14 protein-coding genes are annotated in these 19458 nt (G+C 61.1%); 7 read left to right on the top strand and 7 right to left on the bottom strand.

The window, feature by feature from the left end:
• Positions 1-94: 94 nt before the first annotated feature.
• Together KTAU_RS10125 and KTAU_RS10120 are read left to right on the top strand one after the other, a co-directional pair.
• Positions 95-1069 (top strand): threonine ammonia-lyase, encoded by a 975-nt coding sequence (locus KTAU_RS10125; RefSeq protein WP_151728283.1) that lies wholly within the window; start codon positions 95-97, stop codon positions 1067-1069.
• A gap of 343 nt (positions 1070-1412) precedes the next feature.
• The gene (locus KTAU_RS10120; protein ID WP_151728282.1) at positions 1413-3353 is read left to right on the top strand and encodes an ArnT family glycosyltransferase; all 1941 of its coding nucleotides are present in this window, start codon (positions 1413-1415) and stop codon (positions 3351-3353) included.
• Positions 3354-3499: 146 nt separating this feature from the next.
• Here the strand turns inward: KTAU_RS10120 and KTAU_RS10115 are convergent, their stop codons facing one another.
• From KTAU_RS10115 to KTAU_RS10100, 4 genes are all read right to left on the bottom strand, one after another.
• A complete protein-coding gene (locus KTAU_RS10115) occupies positions 3500-4720 on the bottom strand; it encodes a 3-keto-alpha-glucoside-1,2-lyase-like domain-containing protein (RefSeq protein WP_170293199.1) in 1221 nt (406 codons plus the stop codon).
• 139 nt (positions 4721-4859) lie between these two features.
• On the bottom strand, positions 4860-7253 hold the full coding sequence (cutA, locus tag KTAU_RS10110) for an aerobic carbon-monoxide dehydrogenase large subunit (protein WP_151728280.1): 2394 nt from the start codon (positions 7251-7253) through the stop codon (positions 4860-4862).
• A gap of 6 nt (positions 7254-7259) precedes the next feature.
• Entirely contained in the window at positions 7260-7799 is a 540-nt protein-coding gene (locus KTAU_RS10105; protein ID WP_151728279.1) for a (2Fe-2S)-binding protein, read from the bottom strand.
• A gap of 368 nt (positions 7800-8167) precedes the next feature.
• Positions 8168-9058: an FAD binding domain-containing protein gene (locus KTAU_RS10100; protein WP_151728278.1), complete on the bottom strand. Its 891-nt coding sequence runs from the start codon at positions 9056-9058 to the stop codon at positions 8168-8170.
• Positions 9059-9613: 555 nt separating this feature from the next.
• Here KTAU_RS10100 and KTAU_RS10095 point away from each other — a divergent pair.
• Positions 9614-10654, top strand: coding sequence for an alpha/beta hydrolase family protein (locus tag KTAU_RS10095; protein ID WP_151728277.1), 1041 nt, complete (start codon positions 9614-9616; stop codon positions 10652-10654).
• A gap of 78 nt (positions 10655-10732) precedes the next feature.
• On the opposite strand, the gene rsmG is transcribed toward KTAU_RS10095, so the two are convergent.
• The 3 genes from rsmG to KTAU_RS10080 form a co-directional block, all read right to left on the bottom strand.
• Entirely contained in the window at positions 10733-11488 is a 756-nt protein-coding gene (rsmG, locus tag KTAU_RS10090; RefSeq protein WP_151728276.1) for a 16S rRNA (guanine(527)-N(7))-methyltransferase RsmG, read from the bottom strand.
• The gene (locus tag KTAU_RS10085; RefSeq protein WP_151728275.1) at positions 11488-13587 is read right to left on the bottom strand and encodes a VWA domain-containing protein; all 2100 of its coding nucleotides are present in this window, start codon (positions 13585-13587) and stop codon (positions 11488-11490) included. Before KTAU_RS10085 ends, rsmG begins: the two co-directional genes overlap by 1 nt.
• A gap of 142 nt (positions 13588-13729) precedes the next feature.
• Positions 13730-15133, bottom strand: a complete 1404-nt coding sequence (locus KTAU_RS10080) for a sigma 54-interacting transcriptional regulator (protein ID WP_151728274.1) — start codon at positions 15131-15133, stop codon at positions 13730-13732.
• A gap of 645 nt (positions 15134-15778) precedes the next feature.
• On the opposite strand from KTAU_RS10080, the gene KTAU_RS10075 reads away from it, so the two are divergent.
• The 4 genes from KTAU_RS10075 to KTAU_RS10060 all read left to right on the top strand — a co-directional run bounded on the left by KTAU_RS10075 (position 15779) and on the right by KTAU_RS10060 (position 19219).
• Positions 15779-17524, top strand: coding sequence for an APC family permease (locus KTAU_RS10075; protein WP_151728273.1), 1746 nt, complete (start codon positions 15779-15781; stop codon positions 17522-17524).
• Positions 17521-17802, top strand: a complete 282-nt coding sequence (locus KTAU_RS10070) for a hypothetical protein (protein WP_151728272.1) — start codon at positions 17521-17523, stop codon at positions 17800-17802. Before KTAU_RS10075 ends, KTAU_RS10070 begins: the two co-directional genes overlap by 4 nt.
• Entirely contained in the window at positions 17802-18527 is a 726-nt protein-coding gene (locus KTAU_RS10065) for a universal stress protein (RefSeq protein ID WP_151728271.1), read from the top strand. The genes KTAU_RS10070 and KTAU_RS10065 overlap by 1 nt, the downstream gene beginning before the upstream one ends.
• A gap of 221 nt (positions 18528-18748) precedes the next feature.
• The gene (locus KTAU_RS10060; RefSeq protein ID WP_151728270.1) at positions 18749-19219 is read left to right on the top strand and encodes a hypothetical protein; all 471 of its coding nucleotides are present in this window, start codon (positions 18749-18751) and stop codon (positions 19217-19219) included.
• Positions 19220-19458: the final 239 nt, after the last annotated feature.

Raw genomic sequence — 19458 nt, 5'->3', positions numbered from 1 at the left:
GCGGCGCTCCTCTGGTCTTTTCTTTTTGGTCAGTGCCAATCGTGGCCAATCTTGACGACCTGCCACTTACCCAGAAAAGAAGTTTACATGCGCTATGCACAGCTATGATCTGGCTCCCGAGTTGACGTCAGCCTACGTTGAAGAGGTGTGGCAGAAGCTGCCACGCTACCTGCGCCCTACGCTGCTGCTACCCGTTCCCCGTCTCTCCGAAGCCCTGGGCTGTCAGCTGCTACTCGCCAGTGAGACCTTTCAATACACGGGCAGCTTTAAATTCCGCGCCGCCTACCATCTGCTGGCCAGCGTTCCCCAGCGGCAGATTATCGCCGCCTCCTCTGGGAACTTTGGGCAAGCGGTGGCCTATGCTGCGCGCTTGCTCGGGAAAGAGGCAACGATCGTCATGCCCTCGACGGCGGCCCGCGTGAAGATCGAAGCTGTCCAGTCCTATGGAGGGAGAGTCGAGCTGACCGATGTACGCCGCGTCAGCCGTCAGGAGCGCGTAGCCCAGCTGGCCCGCGAACAGCCCGAGGCTTTCATTGCTCCAGCTTACGACGACTATCGCGTGGTAGCTGGCAATTCGACCCTCGGGCAGGAAATCCTGCGCCAGGCCGAGGTCGATGTGCTGCTGGTACCGGTTGGGGGAGGTGGACTGATCTCAGGTCAGATCATTGCTCGTGACCTTCTTGGATGTCCGACACGCATCATTGGGGCGGAGCCGCTGCCTGGCAACGATGCCGCTCGCTCGCTGCGCAGCGGACAACTGCTCTCCAATGAGATGGAGCCGGAGACGGTTGCCGACGGAGCACGCACGCTCTCGTTGGGACGACTCAACTGGGAGATTATCCGCCAGGGAGTGGAGGAGATCATCGAGGTCCCAGATGAGGTAACGCTGGAAGCGCTGCGCCGCCTCTTCCTGGTAGCCAACCTGAAGGTTGAGCCGACAGGCGCGCTGGCATTGGGAGCCTTGTTGTTGCACCCGGAGCGCTTCCGCGGTCAGCGTGTCTGCTGTATCGTGAGTGGCGGCAACGTGGACCCGGCACTCTACGCCCAAGCCCTGAGCAACTGGCCTTGATCCAGTCAGTCCGGGACTGGTTGGCTTCCTTTGTTCCCCTTGCCTTCCTGGCTGCCAGGAGGGCCATCCTGCCCGGAGAGCGCTGTGGCGCTGACCTGTATGCGTCAGCCTTCTCAGCAGCAAAGTACAGGGACGTGACCCACTGCCGATCAACCTCGTTCCTCTTTTCTTAGGAGAGACACATGACAGAGTACAGGCGATAGGATCGACCGACCGGCGTTTCGCGGCCCAGTCCCCAGGCCATGTGACTGCTAGCTGGATAGTCTGTTCCTGGACTGTCTGGACTGGGACTGGAGATCGGGGGCGCGGCATGCACCATCTTCAGCAACGGAGAGCCAAGAGAATGATGCTCACTGAGCAGCTCGCTACCTCGTCGCGATCTTCCCAACATACCAGACTCCTCTCTCGCTCTACCCTGGAATGGATTGCCGTGGCGCTGATCCTGCTGTTCGCTTTGACGCTACGCTTCCTGTTGATTCGCTCCCCCTGGCCTGTTACCAATAGCGATGAGGCCAACATGGGCCTGGTGGCGCTGCACGTCGCTTTCCAGGGCGATCATCCTATCTTCTTCTATGGTTTACCTTATATGGGACCAGTCGAAGGATATGTCGCCGCCGCTCTCTTCCGTCTCTTCGGCCCTTCGCTTTTCACATTGCGCCTGGCCTTGCTGCCGTTCGTCGCTGGCTTTCTGCTGAGCAGCTACGGTCTGGTGCGTCTTCTCTACGGCAGAACTTTTGCCTTCGCCTGCCTCCTGCTCTTTACTTTTGGCTCAGGGGATGTGCTCTTCCTTCAGCTACGCGCGGTGGGAGAATACCCCGAGATGCTGATGTTCGCCCCTCTGATTCTACTGCTGGCTGGCTGGCTGGCCCTCTCCTTCCCTGCCAGCAGGGTGCAGCGCCGATCACCCTCTTGGAGGCGGCTGGCGGTTTATGTCCTGCTTGGGGTCAGTATCGGCCTGGCCTTGTGGATTGACTTCCTGATCAGTCCATTCGTGCTGGCTGCCCTGGCGCTGCTGGTGCTTTTCTGCGGGCGCGAGCTGTGGGGGCGCGCGGGCCTGGGCCTGCTACTGGGGATGATGGTCGGGGCGGAGCCGCTGCTCTACTACAACCTGACGGCTCCGCTCAGTCAGAACTCACTAGCCGTGCTACTGTCTATCCATCACGGCGGCGCTGATGAACTAGCCGCTCGCCATTTGACTGGCTTTCACCAGCTGAGCGGCGCCTTCTTCATCGCCCTGCCGTGGGCCACAGGCTACCAGCCGCGCTGCCCGCTCAGTGCTATTCCACCCTGGGGACTACCGACTTCGCAGACCTGGCTCTGCGTCTCAGCTCAAATGGGTTGGGGACTTGCCTACGTGGTGCTGGCTCTGCTGGCAACCCTCTTCTGTTTACGCCGCCTGCAGCGACTCCGGTGGACCCATTCTTTGTCACTACCCTGGCCCGGTCATTGCTGGCCTCAACTCCATCTGAAGAGCGCCGAGCCAAAGCTGCTGGAGACTGGAGCGGCCCACGAGGAGACAATACGCCAGTGTGTGCAGCTGGCCCTGCTGGCAAGTGTTGGTCTGACGCTCTTCCTTTATGCTGCTGCGCCCGTCGCTGCCGTCTCGCCGGAGACCACCTTCCGCTACCTGACCTGTGCCCTGGTGGCTCTTCCGGTCCTGCTCTGGCCACTCTGGCAGCGGAGCGCCCACACTCTGGGACATCTCCGTCAGGCCAGGCAGCAGCCCCGCCCCACCAGCATCGGCGCTCGTGACCACGGGGCCAGAATGGCCACGGCGCTTCCTCTGATGCTTCTCTTGTCGCTAGTAGGGGCGACCTTCGTGGTTGGAACCGCCCGCACCTTCGCGGACATTCCGGCCTCCCAGGCCGACTACCAGCGACGTCTGGCCTTAATCCACGATCTAGAGACTATAGGTGCCACACGGGTTTATTCTGAATATTGGACCTGCAACTGGCTCGTCTTCCTGAGCCAGGAACGCATCATCTGCAGCGTCCTCGACGCCAAGCTGCGCCCCGGCTTTAATCGCTATGAACCATATCGTCTGATTGTTGAGAGGGCGCCCTCGCCCGCCTATGTCTTTCCTGTCGCCGACGGACTGCTCGATGCCACTACGGGACGTCAGCAGGCCAGCTTTTTCCAGCAGCATGTGCTCTCCTCCCCCGGCACCGCACAGACCTACTGTCTCTACCAGTTCGTCGGCTATCTCGTCTACCAGCCCCGGCCAGCATGCTCATCACCAGCCCCGCCCTCAGCGGTCAGAGGCCCAGGCCCTTCAACAGCCTGAATGGTCAGGGATGCACTGGTCTCCATTGCCACGCTGCCGGTCCGCCAGTCTACCAGTCCCCGCTCTGTTGGCGCTCACCCGTGGTCTCAGGACCCGGCCCGCAGCACAGACCGCTGGGCCGGAGCGAGCAGGCTATTCCACCGTGCTCAGGAAGCGGGATAGATCGCCAGATTCGAGAAAGCTACGACCACTCCCTTGGGCGTATCGGGCAGATTCGAGACGTAGAGGGCAATTGAGCCACTCTTATAGCTGCTGTCGGTCACGCTGTTGAGCGTCTGGCCATTCACCGAGAGCGTCATCGTCGACCCCTTGGCGACAATCTCAACATGGTTGACCTGACCGATCGGCTTGAGAGCCGTGGTCGACAGGTAGCCAACCAGCTTCTGATCATCAAGTGGCTGACCCGAGGAATCGACCACGCCTTTGAAGATCGCGTAGGTTGAATCCCCGTACATAGCAAAGCGATAGTAGGTTGCCAGCTCCGTATTCTGGTTGGCCGAGGCGCGGATATAGACACCGAAGCCACTGTTCTCCTGGGTTCCCTTCGTGATAGCAACGTCCACGTCCAGCCTGAAGTCATCAAAGGTCTTGCCGGGCACGAACTCTGGCAGAATGCGATTGTTATCCTCCTCCAGGAGGAGCTGCCCATTCCCCAGCTTGACCGAGTAACGACCTGGCACGCTGGTCAGATCCCAGCCGTGGTTGTTGTTAGCAAAATTGTCGCTGAATAGCGGCGTAGCGGTCGGGGCCCCCGTGCTCTGTGCGGGTGTTGGGGTCAGGGTTCCTGTGGTTCCTCCACCGTGATGGGTAAGAGCCAAGACGCCGATCCCACCAAGCACCAGCACCAGGACGACCACCGCAATCAAGGCAACCAGGCCGAAATTCGGCCCCCTGCGAGGCCGCTCAGGCGGCTGAGCAGGCGGCAAGGGCGGTACCTGATAGCCCCCTGCCTGGGGAGGATAACCGCCCGGGGCCGGGGAGGGATAAGGAGGGGCACCGACCTGGTCAGGGAAAGAGTACCCTGGTGAGGGCGGCGGCGAGGACGGCGCCCCTCCATAGTAGCCCGGCGCTCCGCCGAAGGCCGGCGAGGACGGCGGGGGAGGAGCCGGCACAGGAGTGGCCGACTGGCCCCACTGCGAAGGTACCCCGCTGCCCGGATACTGCTGACCGTAGGTTGTCGGCGGATAGCCTCCAGCCCCTCCTCCCCAGGGAGCTCCTGGATTCGATGGTGCAGGCTGGTTGCTAGCCGGTGCATTATAGTATCCGCAGTTGCTGCAATAGATCTCGTTCGGAGCTAACGGCATCCTACAGCGCTGACAGACCTGACCGGCGGCCCCACCCTCATACGGAGGATACATTGAAGACATGAGATAGGACCCTCCACTCTTCTTGGTTGGCATACTCGGCTCACACGCATGGCTAGCCAGGTTGAGTATCGCATATCGCCGCCTGAATGTCTACCGGTAATTTTTCACAAATCGCGGTATCTCACACGATCTAAGCGCTTCAAGTATTCTGATATTCTTTGAGCAGTTGCTTCAGACGGCATGGATCAAGCGGCATCTCGCGGATACGCAGACCGAAGGGCGCCAGCGCGTCATCCAGGGCCGAGGCAAAGAGGGCCGCCACCGGAATAGTACCGGCCTCGCCCGCCCCTTTCACTCCGAGCGGGTTGAGTGGTGAAGGGGTCTCCACATGCTCAACCTGAAGTGGGGGGATCTCCTCGACCGTAGGAAGCAGGTAATCCATAAAGCTACCGTTGAGCAGCTGCCCCTCTTCATTGAAGACGAGACGCTCGTAGAAGGCTCCCCCGATGCCCTGGGCCACACCTCCGTGCACTTGGCCCTCAACCACCAGCGGATTGATCACTCGTCCACAGTCGTGCACAGCCACATACTTGAGAAAGGTGACCATCCCTGTCCGTGGGTCGACCTCGACAATGGCCCCATGCACTCCACTGGCGAAGGTACCACGCGGGGGGCTATAGAACGCTGTCGCTTCCAGACCCGGGCCACCACGTTCTTCAGGCAGCGCGGGGCCAGGACGTGGCCCGGCCAGTTGCATCTGCATCAGCTTGCGAGCATTCTCTCCATAAGAATAGCGCAGCGGATTGGAGGCAATGGCCACCTGACCCAGTGTTAATGCCCGCTGAGGAGCGTCACGCACAAAGACCTTGCCATCGGCCAGCTCGATATCCTCCGGCGAGGCTTCAAAGAGGTCCGCCGCCACCTGCTTGGCCTTCTCACGGACCTTGACCGCCGCCAGATGGATCGCCGAACCGGCCACTGTGGCGGCCCGGCTGGCAAAGGTGCCAACTCCCCAGTAGAAGGCCTGTGAGTCCCCCGTCGTCACCAGCACGTCCCGCGGGTCGACCCCCAGCTGATCTGCCACAATCTGGGCAAAGGTTGTCTGATGGGCCTGCCCCTGAGTCGTCACGCCCGTCGAGACATAGACTCGTCCATCCGACTCGACGCGCACCTGGGCCCCCTCGTAAGGGCCGATTCCCGTGCCCTCAACATAGCAGGCCACCCCTATGCCCAGATAGCGCCCCCGCTCGCGTGCCCGTCGCTGCTCCTCACGAAACTGTTCGTATCCCAGAGCCTCTTTAAGGCGCTCCAGGCCAGCCTGGTAGTTGCCGCTATCGTAGATCGTTGGCCCGCCGTCCTGATAGACCAGGCCGACATCCCAGGGGAACTCTTCGGGCCGAATAAAGTTACGGCTGCGCACCTCCAGTGGATCAAGGCCCAGTTCCGTCGCAATGCGGTCCATGATGCGCTCCATGACAAAGACCGCGTGGGGACGGCCCGCGCCACGATAAGGACTGACCGGCACCTTATTGGTATAGAGGACCTTGAACTCGCTGTAGTAATGACGCAAGCGATAGGGGCCAGGCAGAGTACAGGCCGTGATAATGGGCACAATGATTCCGTAGGGCGTATAGGCCCCGGTATCGTGCAAGAAGACATCGCGCACAGCTAGCAGAATGCCCTGGTCATCAAAGGCGTATTCCACATCGTGAATCTGGCCCCGCTCCTGGTTCGCCGCGAGGAAATGCTCGGCGCGGTCTTCGATCCACTTCACCGGGCGCCCCAGCCGTAGCGCCGCCAGCGGCGTCAGGATCTCTTCCGGGTAGAACATCATAATCTTGGTGCCGAAACCACCACCCACGTCGGGAGCCACCACGCGCACCTTATGCTCTGGCAGACGGAACATGGCCGCCAGGCCATTGCGGATGGGGATCGGCCCCTGGGTCGATATCCAACAGGTTAACATCCCCTCGTGCGGGTCCCAGCGCGCGACTACTCCCCGGCCCTCCATCGGCATGGCTGAGCCGCGTTCCATCACAAAGCGCTCGCGGAGCACATGGGGGGCAGAAGCTATGACCCCCTCGGGATCGCCGACACGTTGCACCAGATGGGCGGCCACGTTGCCGGGCACATCGGCATGGACCAGCGGAGCCCCCTCTGCCGCCGCCTGCTCCAGGCTCGCCACGACTGGCAGAGGCTCGTAGTCCACGTCGATCAGCTCCAGGGCGTCCTCTGCCAGATAGCGATCCTCGGCCACCACAAAAGCCACCGCAGCCCCAGCATAGTGGACCTCATCGCGTGCCAGCGGTAGCTGTGTACGCGGCTGCGTCAGCGCCGGGTGCGGCACCAGCAGCGGCGATGGCTCCAGCAGCTCGCCCAGATCCTCCGCCGTCAAGACCAGGTGCACACCGGGCAGGGCGCGAGCCGCCGCGGCATCGATGCGTTTAATACGGGCATGAGCATAGGGACTGCGCAAAACAGCGGCATGCAACATTTCTGGCAAATCGATATCATCGACGTACGTTCCCCGACCACGCAGCAAGCGCGGGTCCTCGGAGCGCTGAACCGGAGCACCAAACCAGCGTGTTGCCATAGGCGCTTATGCCTCCTCCCTCTGAGACTGAGAGCTGCGCAGATACTGGGCTGCCAGTTTGACCGCCTCGACAATGTTTTGATAGCCTGTGCAACGGCAGAGATTACCGGCCAATCCCTGGCGAATCTGCCGCTCATCCGGGTCAGGATGCTCATGTAAGAAGGCGTGGACCGACATAATGAAACCAGGAGTACAGAAACCACACTGTAGCGCATGCTTCTCCTGAAAAGCCCGCTGGATAGGGTGCAGCTCCTCGGCGCTGCCAGCCAGCCCTTCGATGGTTGTCAGGGCCATGTTATCCGCCTGCACAGCCAGCAGCAGGCACGAGCGCACAGCCTCTCCGTTGAGCAGTACCGTACAGCAGCCACAGACGCCATGCTCGCATCCCACATGGGTGCCAGTCAAATGCAGCTCATGGCGCAGGAAATCTGACAGGAGCATGCGCACCGGGACGCGGCGCTGATAGAGACAGCCATTGACCGTCACCGTCAGATCATACTCCTCACAGAACTGCGGAGGAGACCCAGGCTCATCGAAGGCATACATAGGCAACAACCCCTTTCTCGTTACTGGCCAGGCTGCCGGCCAGCTGGAACGAACGCCATGCCCACCTTACAGGCTGGTCAGGCAGCCTGGCCGCTTGCTGCTTGGCCTGCTTGATCTCTGAGCAAGGTCGCGCCTGCACACTCCCGACAGGCTGTGCGTGGGCGCTTGTGTGGCGAGGCCGCGACTTGCAGTCTCGTGCTGGCCTGTCACACGCTCTTAGCCGATTGATTGGTTGACGGCTTGCAAGGCAAGATGAGAGAAAAAGAAAAGAACAGAGAAGAGGAACGGCCCCTGGACGGGGCCTGTAGAGGCTGGGCGGTCTGCCTCGGGCACAGGTGGGCATACCTCTCTCTGAGAGCGGTGACGGCTCAGGCTGGCCCGGAGCGAGCCTGAGAGCAGCGCGACCAGGCCAGTGGCAACAGGCGGCGCGTGAGATCCGCGACCAGCTCGCGGCGATACTCGGCGGTAGCGTGGATATCCTGCATCTCCTCGCTGACGAGCGTACGAGCCGCCGCCGCCGCCTCCTCCAGAGTGGCTGCGTCCAAGGTCGTACCAACGAGCAGCGCCTCCACCGCGCTCGCGCGTTGCGGCACTGGGGCCACCCCCAGATAGCTCAGGCGGGCCGAGCTACAGCGCCCATCAGGCCCCGCCGTCAGCACCACAATGGCCCCCGCAAGCGCATAATCGCCGGAGCGGCGCGCGAACTCGGCAAAGGCCCAGCCAGCAGCCGGCGGTAGCCAGGGGAAACGCACCTCGGTCACCATCTCATTGGGACGCAGCTCGGTGGTCAGATAGCCCTGGAAAAAGTCAGCCGCCGGCAGCAGGCGCTCGCCGTGGGCACTTTGGGCCACCACCATGCCGTCCAGACAGACCAGCAGGGCAGGTAGCTCCGCCGCCGGATCAGCGTGGGCAATACTGCCCGCAACAGTTCCGCGATTGCGAATCTGGAAGTGGCCGATATGGCGAATGACCTCGACCAGCAGCGGATGCTTCTGCTGCACTGCGGGCGAGCGCTCAACCTGTCGCTGTCGGGTCACAGCGCCAATTGCCAGATAGTCTCTCTCCTCTTCGATATAGTGCAGCTCCGAAATATGGTTGATGTCCAGGAGATAGGCAGGCCTGGCCAGGCGCATATTCAAGAGCGGCATCAGGCTCTGGCCACCCGCCAGAATCTTTGCCTCCTCAGCAGTGTGATCCAGCAGATCCAGCGCGTCGTCAAGGAGACGCGGCGCGCAATATTGAAAGCGTGGTGGTTTCATCGCTGCTTGCTCCGAGTGTCTTGATCGTTTTGCGCTCTCTCCCTCGGCTTCTGCTCCAGAGAACGCTAACGACTTCTCCCCTGCGTGCGGGTCGCGTTCCCAGGTCGCCGCTTCTAGCTGAACCTGGCTCCAACGCCTGGTTCCCTTTCCGCTACCTCCGGCAGCGCGCCTGCAAGGTGTCTGCCCGGCCCGAGCCTCCAGACCAGGCCTGCTGCCTGGATCAGACCCTGACCCACCTGAACCCAAAGGTGGGGACCGGGCCAACAGGCGACCGCCCTTCTTGCCCCACTCCCAGCACTGACCCGGCCTGGAAGGGTGAGGGAATACCCAAAAGAGTACCCCTATTCCCAACTGCTGTCAAGCCTCCCTGCTCACCAGCCCTTCTCCGCTCACTCCCACCCGATAGTATGCCCTTCTCCCCGCATCTTCTCCTCTCTCTGCTCCCACTGCTTTTGCATATGTATATGTTTGCGAATCAGTACAATAGAATAAGAGAGTATTTACATTTACGTGGCGCGGCTGCTTGCTTAAGCATTAGAAGAAGGAGAACGAGTAGTGGATAGCGTTATCGTCTGTGTACATGGAAGAAGCGAACAGTGGCACTTGAAGGACCAGATCCTGGCCGACTTCCAGGGAGGCATACTGGAGGGTCTGGGGAGACTCCCGGCGCCAGTCGCGATCGGGCGCGAGCGCATCCTGTTGGCCTTCTATGGCGACCTCTTTCTCCCGGATGCCGCCCTGGCTCCTGCCAGCGGGGGGGCTGCTGGCCAGCGCTTGAGCACGGCAGCCACCTGGCCAGGCGAAATCAGCAGCTATCGGGGATCAATGGCCCCGAGTGCGCAGCAGGCCACTCCGCTCACGGCTCACACAGCGGCAGACCCGCTCTATCAGATCAATGTGGCGCGAGCTATTCTGCGCGAAGCGCACCAACGCGGACTGATCGAGAGCGGAAGCGCTGAAGGAGAGCAGGCTCCAACAGCGTTCTCGCCTCATACTGGGGGTGGACTCGTCTGGCTGTACTCACTCCTGGTACATATTCTCCAGGGGCTAGAGCACATTCTGGGTGCCCCCCGCGAGCTGCTGCGACTCTTTGTCAGCGATGTCGATCTCTACCTGCATAACGCCGCGCTACGGGCCCAGGTCATGGGGCGTCTGCTCGCGCTCCTGCGTCAGCAAGCCGGCCGCTCGATCATTGTAGTGGCTCACAGCCTGGGGACGGTCGTCGCCTATGACGTCCTCAACACGCATCGCGAGATTCCGATTACTGCCTTCATCACCCTGGGGTCGCCTCTGGGGCTGAGTCCTTTCATCTACCAGGAGCTGCTACCACCGGTGCCGCCTGGGCAAAAGCACCCGTTTCCTGCCAATGTCGCCGCCTGGCAGAATTTCTATGATCCCAACGATATTGTCGCGCTTGTTCCTGCGCTTGCCCCGCTCTTTCCCGGACCTCCCGGGCAGGCAGTGATCTGCACGCCGGTCCAGAACAATCCCGCTGATCCCCACTCGCTGACTGGCTACCTGATCCAGCAGGCGGTGGCGCAAGCGATCAACAACGCGCTCTTATGCAAGACACCCCTCCCTTCAAAGCTCAAATGAGCTTTTGTTTGCGTTTCTGCGTTTCCTTTTATTGTACCTCTTGTGGGCGCTGAGGGGAACGGTCAGCCAGGCCGCCCCTCAGCACCCACCAAGACGCTCACCGGCAGGGTGCTTGAGGATAGCAGCGTTGTTGCGGGGGAAGTGGGGGGGACAAGGCTGGTGCTGACGCCAGAGGAGGAGATAGCGCCCGTCATCAAGACCGGGCAGGGTGACCGATAGCTGGGCCTCAAGCGTCAGGCCAAGCTGATCTGCTGCCCGCAGGCCCTGCTCCATCTCTTCAGGGCTATCTCCCTTGCGTGGCAGCACAATAGTGCCACCCACCCGACAATAGGGGGCCGCATATTCCAACACGACTGGTAGGGCGGCCACGGCCCGCGCCGTCACCAGGTCGAAGGCACCGCGGTAGGCTGGATCACGCCCCAATAGCTCAGCCCGTCCATGCACGACCGTGATCCCTTCCAGCTCCAGCACCTGGCACACATGGCGCAAAAAGGCCACCTTCCGAGCTGTCGCCTCCAGCAAGGTGAGCGCCCAGGCCGGACGCACGATCTTGATCGGCAGACCGGGGAAGCCCGCGCCGCTGCCGATGTCCAGCAGGCGACAGATTGGCGGATCGACCGCTGTCAGGATCGTTAACGAATCGAGGAAGTGCCGTGTCAGCACTTCCTCGGGATCGACAATAGCGGTCAGATTCACGCGCTCATTCCAGCGTAGCAGCTCCTCACGGTAGCGCAGGAAACGGGCCAGAGCCTGAGCAGCCTGGGCGGCGGCCTCGGGCGCCTGCGCATAGAGCTGCTCTATAAAAGCTTGCAGCGTCTCCTCTGCCTCGCTCATTACGAGATCCGCTTGCGCTTGCTGTTGAGATAATCAACAAGCAGGTATTCACCCAGGTTATTCTTATCGGTGTAGAAGGTTCGCCCGTGGTTGATCTCGGCCATCTGGTTAACGAAGCTGACCATCCAGCGATCATCTTCGAGCATGAAGGTGTTGATGGTGATCCCCTCACGCGTGCAGCGCTGGACTTCCAGGAGCGCCTGCTGCTCGGCCCAGGGGTTAGGTGGGTAGGCAAATTGCCAGCCTCCCAGCTCCTCCTCGTACCAGACCGTCGGGCCCCCATCGGTCACCAGGATGATCTGCTTGTTGATCCCGCGATGGCGTGAGAGCAGCTGGCGGGCCAGCATCAACCCGTGGGCCAGATTGGTGCCCTGGCTATGATCATAGCGCCCGATCTCGATCAGCTCCTCCGGCTTGTACTCACGCGCCACAAATGAGAAGCCCACGATGTAGAGGTTGTCGCGCGGGAACTGCGAGCGAATCAGGCTCTCCAGGGCTACCGCTACCTTCTTAGCTGCCTGCTGGCAGCCGTTATAGATCATACTCATGCTCATATCGAGCATGAGCACCGTTGATGACTGCGTTGTGAACTCCGTGCGATAGACCTCGAAGTCCTCCTGAGAGAGCCTGATGGGCGTGCCGGTGCCATTGCGATAGACGGCATTCATGACCGTCTTTTGCAGGTCCAGCAGGAAGGGGTCGCCGAACTCATAGCGCTTGCTCTCATCGGTGCGCTCGCCGCCGGGGCCGCGGAAAGGACTGACGTGGCGTCCGAAGCCGTCGCGCTTGAGCTTGTCAAAGATGTCCTGGAGCGCCTTCTGACCAATCTTACGGATGGCGCGCGCCGTTAGCTCCCAGCGGTTCCCTTTCCTTTGAATATAGCCGGCCTCCTCCAGGATCTTCATCAGGGCCTTTAACTCTTCAAGAGAGCGATACTCATCGGAGCCGAGCAGCTCGCGGACTTTCTCGCTATCGATGGCCTCCAGGTCGTCCAGGCGTCGCGCCTGCTGGAGCTGCTCCTCCAGGCCCTCCATCTGTTGCAGCCGGCCCATCATGCGCAGAGCCTCGTTGAACGGCAGGGGTTCGCTGCCGCGGAAGGGGAAGCGCATGCGGTAGTCATCCAGGGGAGCCAGGGCCTGGAGATTCTGTGCCAGCTCCATCAGATCAACACGGATGCGATCGTCGCTGATGAGCTGCTCCATCAGATTTTCCAGCTCCTGGCGCTGCTCCGGCGAGAGGTTTTCTAGCAGAGCTTGCATGGCCGCCATGCGCTGCTGCATCTGCTCGATGAGGTCATCGAGCGTATTCACCCCGGGGAAGTACTCGCCATACTTCTCCATGAAGGAGTCGAAATCCGGGTTGAGACCCTGCTGCCGTTCACGCAGCATGCGGTTCAGCTCGCGGATCATCTCGCGCAGGTGGGCGATATCTTCGGGCGTCATGCTCTGCAGCGATTGCCGCATGCCCTGGAAAAACTGCTGCATCATCTGCTGGCGCAGGCTTTCCAGCAGTTCATTGAACTTCTCGCGCGCTGCCTCTTCCATGAAATCGTACTCGGAGAGGGCCTTAATCTGCCCTGGCAGATCTTGAGGGAGGCTCTCCAGGTACTGCTTTTTGCGCTGGGCGATAGTCTCCAGCATGCGGCGCTTCTGCTCGGGCGTCAGGGCATCGCTACCGGCAGTATCCTCGCCAGGCTGGGACGGAGTTCCGGCCTCGGACTGGCGAGCTTGCTCGGCCTCGGCCAGCTCCTGAGCCTCTCTGAGACGGCGCTCGATCCCTTCACGCTCCAGCTGCTTAATCTCCTCCAGTTTCTGGCGCAGATCATCCATGACGCCGGAGGCCATATTATAGCGATTGAGCAGTTGACTACGCTGAGCGCGCAGCCGCTCCAGCAGTTCGCGCAGACCGAGATTGCGCCTCCCATCGGGCCGCTGCATACCGTCCTGCATCAGGCGACGCAGGGCCTGCTGGAGATCGCCCTGCTCCAGGTAGTCATCTGCGAGGGCGCGCATGATGTCATCAGCATCCAGTCCCTCGATCTCTTGGGTACCATCCCAGCGCGAATAGCCGTAGCGGGTTCGGAAAAAGCGCTTCAACATGGGAAATCTCCCTCTGCTCCCCGCTGTCCCCTGTTTTAGCTGGGACGAAGCCGCCGCCCGCGTGCTGCTATCCGCCCGTTGGCGCACCCAGTCCAGCTCAGCGGCGGTCCATAACAGGGCAGGGGAAGCCGCAGTGAGCCTCTTAGCGTCGATAACGGATCTTGCCACTCATCTCGTCTTTGTTGAGGCGGCGATTCAGGTGGAGGCCCTCAAGGATGAACTCGACCGCCGAAGCAATGGTCGCGGGATGCCCGCGAGCCTGCAACCTATCGATGGCCTTGCTCAGCCCGCCGACGCGCGAGAGCTGATTGACGTACTCCATCGCCGGCAGGTCATCGCCGACCTGCACACTCAGGCCGCGTTCAAAGCCAGCCAGGAGCTGCTCGAATTCGCGCGGCTCAAAGTACTGGCCAAAGACCTCCGCCACTGCCCCATTAATCAGGCGGCCCACAACACGCTCCTCCTTGACCTCGCCCACTGTATCCAGCTCAATCTTGCCGCTGGTAGAAGCAATGATCGCCGAGAGATCGCTCACGCGCGGAGCCGCTACGCGCTCACCCAGCCGGAGGGCACGGCGACAGGCATTGCTCACCACGTTCTCATAGTTGGTGATCGAGACACGGACGCTGACACCGGAGCGCTGGCTAATGTCGTTGCTGCGCCGGGCCAGATGGGTCACCATCGCAACGATCTCCTTCATGAAGCGTGGCACTACGACCTCTAGCCCATCGGTGGGGAAGCGGTTACTCTCCGCCTCCATGATCTGGATCTCATGCTCGATATCGAGCGGATAGTGAGTGCGGATCTCGGACCCAATGCGGTCCTTGAGCGGCGTGATGATCCGCCCGCGATTGGTATAGTCTTCGGGATTGGCGCTAGCCACTACATAGACATCGAGCGGCAGCCGAATCTTATACCCGCGGATCTGGACATCGCGCTCTTCCATGATATTGAGCAGGCCGACCTGGATGCGCTCAGCCAGATCGGGCAGCTCGTTGATACAGAAGATACCGCGATTGGTCCGAGGGATCAGGCCATAGTGGATGGTCAGCTCGTCCGAGAGATAGCGCCCTTCGGCAACGCGCACGGGATCGACCTCACCGATGAGGTCGGAGATGGTAATGTCTGGTGTGGCCAACTTCTCACTGTAGCGGCGATCCCGCGGGAGCCAGGCGATTTCTACCTTGTCTCCCTGCTCAGCTACCTTATCGCGGCACGCTTTGCAAATCGGCGCGTAGGGATTATCGTTGATTTCACAGCCAGCAATGACCGGTATCTCCTCATCAAGCAGGTTGACCAGGCTGCGCGCCATGCGCGTCTTGGCCTGACCACGCTCGCCGAGGAAGATGATGTCCTGGCCGGAAAGGATCGCGTTCTCAATCTGAGGGATCACTGTGTCCTCGTAGCCAATGATCCCGGGAAACAGTTCCTCTCCTTTACGCACCTTCTCGATGAGATTTTTACGCATCTCTTCTTTGACGGAGAGGACTCTGTAGCCACTTTCACGCAATTCTCCGATTGTGCGCGGTTGTGTTGTGATGGTCATTCCGCTCTAAGCTACCTTTCTCGGGGGTGGTTACGTGTGCGCTCTGTGCCTCCGGCGCTCCTCGCGCCCCAGCGCTCCGCTCTCTCGACCTAGCCCAGGGTCGCGCTCATGGATAGCACGCCACGGACCAATGCGCTGATCCAGCACAGGAGCATAACCGCTGCGAGCAGCCGGTCGAAGGCAGCCGCTGCGTTGCCGCCCGCCGCCAATGCCCTTGCTTGATCGAGTGATTTAGGCAGACAGACTGGCTGGCAACGGGGCAGAGATCCTGCAGCGTCCCGCGCCCCGCCCTGCTGGCCGGCCACGGGCCTGCGGGTCTCCCAACGCCCACTCACCAGGAAAACGTGTGGAACCTATCCTATTCTATCTTCTAGAGAAAGAAAGCGCAAGGGCAACGGCAGTATGCAGACCGTCCGGGGAGCAGGGGCCATCTTGAGCAGCTTTTGAGCAGGCCCTCCTTTTTCTTGAGCCTTCCTTGAGGAGGTCGCTTCTATAATGGGGGTAACTCTCACAGGGTGGGGCCATAGGAGCCGGGACTCAGCCCTTCCACTTTCTTCCTGCCGGAAGGACGAGACCGGCCCAAGAGCCGAATGGAAGAAGGATCAGCTCCCACGGCCCCGTCCTGCAGAGAAGGAGGGAAGTCTCATGCTCGGCAATCAGTCAGCGCGAGCGCCACTCGCCTCCACTGAGGCCGATGGGCACACTACCACAGCAGCCCAGGAGAGCGTGGGGCCAGGACTCAGACGGGCAGTAGGGGTCTGGGGTTCCTATACCTGGGGCTACGCCGATGTGGGGGCCGACGTCTATGTAGCACTGGGCATTGTGATGGCCGCAGCCCAGGGCGCGACCAATGTGGCCTTTCTTTTCGCCGGCCTGGTCTATGTGATGGTTGGCCTGGCCTACACCGAGCTGGCGGCTGCTTATCCAATGGCTGGCGGTGGCCAGTTCTATGTGTTACGCGGCCTGGGTGATTTCTGGGGCTTTGTGGCTGGCTGGGCCGTCCTGCTGGATTTTACTATCGACATCTCGCTCTTCGCTCTGGCCTCTGCTGGCTACATCAATTTCTTCTTGCCGGTCCTGAATACGCGCATCGACCTGCACCTGGGAGGTCTGACATTGCCCGGCGTTCAGCCGTGGCTCATTCTAGAAGCAACCATCTTCGTGGTCCTGTTGACCGTCCTTAATATTATTGGGGTGCGCGAATCCTCGCGCTTCAACGAGGTGCTAGGCGCCCTGGATGTGATCAGCGAGTCGACGATTCTCTTCTTCGGCTTCCTGTTCGCGTTTGACCCGCAGCTCTTGCTGCGGCAGATGACTCAGTCCTGGCCCGACCCTTATCACCTGGCGTATGGGGCCTCGCTGGCGATCATCTCCTTCGTCGGCCTGGAATCGATCAGTCAGGCCAGCCAGGAGACGATCCGCCCTGGCAAGGTGGTACCGCGAACCTCGCTGGCCCTGATTCTGACGGTGCTCATCTATGCCCTGGCCTTCTCGAATCTGGGACTGGCAATGCTGCCCTGGCAGTCCTTCGCCGAGCATAACGGCGATCCGATCGCCTGGCTTGCCAGCCATATTCCTTTTCTCGGCCTGGTCGCCGGTCCCTATGTGGCACTGCTGGGGGCGACATTGGTGCTGATCTCGTCGAACGCGGGCGTGTTCGGCTCTTCGCGCATCACCTATTCAATGGCGCGCTACGATCTGCTGCCGCGGCAACTGGCACGAGTGCATCCCAAATTTCGCACCCCTGTGCGCACGCTGGTAGTCTTCTCGGGCTTTGCCCTGCTGGAGCTGTGGCTGGCTGGCCTCTCGCCCAATGCCTACGATGTCCTGGGCAACATGTACGCCTTTGGCGCAGCGACAGCTTATATTCTGGTCTTCATCTCGCTGCTGGTGCTGCGCTTCGTCGACCCCTGGACACCGCGACCGTTTAAGGTGCCGCTGAATATCCGCTTCCGCGGGAAAGATGGAGAGAGCCGCTTCCTGCCAGTGGTAGGTATCCTGGGCCTGCTGGGGATCAGCAGTATGCTGGTGATGGTGGTACTGACGCACGCTATCGGACGGCTGGCGGGACCAGGCTGGTTGCTGCTGGGTTTGCTCATCTATGTCTGGCACCGCAAGCGCTCGGGTCTGCCAGTCTTTGGCAGCGTGCCCCGCAACTGGCCCGAGGAGCAACTGGCTGTTTATGCGGACGCCGAGGAGTACGACCTGGTCGAGGAGCTGCGCGAGAACCTGGCACGCAAACGCCTTCTCACCGGCGAAGAGGCGCGCGCGCCTCTGGCCCCTCCCACTGCTCGTGTGGTGTCTGTACCGGTACCACCCCAGGAGAGCCGAGGCAATGGTCGACGTACAACGACAACTGCCCGTGAAGAGGAGCAAAGGAGGGAAGGATGAGGGTACCTCGAAACCAAGAGAGGGAGCAGGCCCGTGAGAGGCCAGAGCAGAAAGTAGAGGGCAGCCGCGACTGGCGGGGACGCTACCGCCAGATGGTCAGCGTCCTCATTATTCCCTTGGGAATGATCATTAGCCTGCGGGCACTCTGGCTGGGCTGGCAGGCCTGGACGCTGCTGCTGCTGGGCCTGGCCTTTGTGGCGCTGGGAATGGTGCGTCTTCAGCTGCTCCCTCCCTGGCGCCTGGCCCACGCCCGCCAACGCAGGGGAGGAGAGCAGTAATGCTGGCGATGCTGGTGGCCACCCCCACCAATCCACTCTTGATTACTCCTATCGGTGTGGTGATCGCACTGCTGTTTGCCGCTGCGATTATCGGGGTCCTCGGTTGGATGCTCCATCTGCCTCCAGAGACCGAGCTGAGCCGCACTACCAGCCGGGCCGTCCGCTCACTCAATAAAATGACTCGGATTCTGGTGCCGCTGCTGCACTGTAGCGAGGAGACCGACCGCGCACTGGCCCTGGCACTCCAAATGGCCCGCCACCGCAATGGGAGCGTCTGGGCGCTGGCCGTGATTGAGGTGCCCTTCATGCTGCCCCTGGACGCAACGCTGGGCGAGGAGGAGAAACGTGTCCAGGCCCTGATAGAGCGTGCACGCTCGGTGGCGCGCCAGAGCCAGACGCCTTCAACGCTAACGGTGCGGGTACTGAAGGCCCGGCAGGCCGGCCCGGCCATCGTTTACGAGGCGACGCAAAGCGCTGCTGATCTGATTATTGTGGCAAACTGCCCCGTGCGCGTGCGCGGTAGTCTGCAGCAGATCGATCCCGCCGTCGAGTATGTCCTCAAGCATGCTCCTTGCGAGGTGCTGGTGCTCAGCGGGGCCCGAGTTTCTCCCTCGCGCGAGCAGGAGCCTGCTCCCCCCACCGCGCAGCATACCTCCGGCGTGGAGTCCCAGCGTGGCAGCCCTACACATGAGGCCTCCCAGGAGCTTAGCGGTACCAGTCGCTAAGCTCCTGACTCCTCCCTCCACGAGCGCCCACTGGCCTTTGCTTTCTAAAAGGTACTTGTGTAATATCTGGCTTGGAGATATAAATTATCAGATTGATGTTTTTCACTTTTTGATCTTGCAAAACGAGGTATAATTATACTAGTAGTTCTCTGTTCAGCAGGGGCTACAAGCTCTGGCAGATACCGCAAGCTAGCTGGGAATGCTGGAAAGGAGTGCAGTTGATGAAACGCTGGGTTCTTGCCTTGAGTGTTGCCCTGATGATGGTTGTCTCTTGCTGGCTTTTGTTGCCGGCTCATGCCCAGGCGGCAGCCCTGGCCCATAAGCCAGCTATGGCGACAAGGGCTCAGCTGCCTATCCTTCGCTCACGCTTCTATTATAATAGCCCCGATCAGCACTATAGCTTCGGCTATAGTTTTTCGGCGGTCACGCGCAGTGACGAGTATTACCTGGATGCTGGGACGCACCAGTGGATCTTTACCTCCTACAACTACCGCCCCGGCTACGCCATGCTGCTGACCCTCTACCTGAATGATGTGCCCATTGGGACGGTCTGGCTACCCGAGGCCGGCGGGACAGTAACGGTCACAGGTGGCGCCGGGTACTATTCGTTCCAGCTCGAAAAGGCTCAAGATGGCTTCTATGTGCAGGGAAGTGTCCAGAATTTCTGGCCACTGATCTGGGTGAGCATCTAAGAACCTCAAGGAGCCTCCCGGCTCCTTCCTGTCTTCCTGGCCAGGAGACCGGCGGGACGGAGCTGTGGGCCGGGCCAGTTCTGACTGAACTGATCAGAAATAGCCCCCAGCCCGTCCGCTTGTGCCTCTCCTGGCTCCGTCCGCAGGCACGGGTGAGTCTGGTGTCCAGGTCTACGCCTGCGGCAGGGACGACGGTGACCTTGCCCTGGCTTCCTTCTGGCCCGCTTACGGTATCAGTC

Source organism: Thermogemmatispora aurantia (assembly GCF_008974285.1).
GTDB classification, from domain to species: Bacteria; Chloroflexota; Ktedonobacteria; order Ktedonobacterales; family Ktedonobacteraceae; genus Thermogemmatispora; species Thermogemmatispora aurantia.
This window is presented reverse-complemented; position numbering and strand designations above follow the sequence as displayed.

Bases quoted from the DNA above. Each gene is read 5' to 3' on its own strand.
- KTAU_RS10070 (WP_151728272.1), top strand. From the start codon at position 17,521: ATGAGGGTACCTCGAAACCAAGAGAGGGAGCAGGCCCGTGAGAGGCCA.
- KTAU_RS10105 (WP_151728279.1), bottom strand. From the start codon at position 7,799: ATGTATGCCTTCGATGAGCCTGGGTCTCCTCCGCAGTTCTGTGAGGAG.
- KTAU_RS10115 (WP_170293199.1), bottom strand. From the start codon at position 4,720: ATGTCTTCAATGTATCCTCCGTATGAGGGTGGGGCCGCCGGTCAGGTC.
- KTAU_RS10085 (WP_151728275.1), bottom strand. From the start codon at position 13,587: ATGTTGAAGCGCTTTTTCCGAACCCGCTACGGCTATTCGCGCTGGGAT.
- KTAU_RS10120 (WP_151728282.1), top strand. From the start codon at position 1,413: ATGATGCTCACTGAGCAGCTCGCTACCTCGTCGCGATCTTCCCAACAT.
- cutA (WP_151728280.1), bottom strand. From the start codon at position 7,253: ATGGCAACACGCTGGTTTGGTGCTCCGGTTCAGCGCTCCGAGGACCCG.
- rsmG (WP_151728276.1), bottom strand. From the start codon at position 11,488: ATGAGCGAGGCAGAGGAGACGCTGCAAGCTTTTATAGAGCAGCTCTAT.
- KTAU_RS10125 (WP_151728283.1), top strand. From the start codon at position 95: ATGCACAGCTATGATCTGGCTCCCGAGTTGACGTCAGCCTACGTTGAA.
- KTAU_RS10075 (WP_151728273.1), top strand. From the start codon at position 15,779: ATGCTCGGCAATCAGTCAGCGCGAGCGCCACTCGCCTCCACTGAGGCC.
- KTAU_RS10065 (WP_151728271.1), top strand. From the start codon at position 17,802: ATGCTGGCGATGCTGGTGGCCACCCCCACCAATCCACTCTTGATTACT.
- KTAU_RS10100 (WP_151728278.1), bottom strand. From the start codon at position 9,058: ATGAAACCACCACGCTTTCAATATTGCGCGCCGCGTCTCCTTGACGAC.
- KTAU_RS10060 (WP_151728270.1), top strand. From the start codon at position 18,749: ATGAAACGCTGGGTTCTTGCCTTGAGTGTTGCCCTGATGATGGTTGTC.
- KTAU_RS10080 (WP_151728274.1), bottom strand. From the start codon at position 15,133: ATGACCATCACAACACAACCGCGCACAATCGGAGAATTGCGTGAAAGT.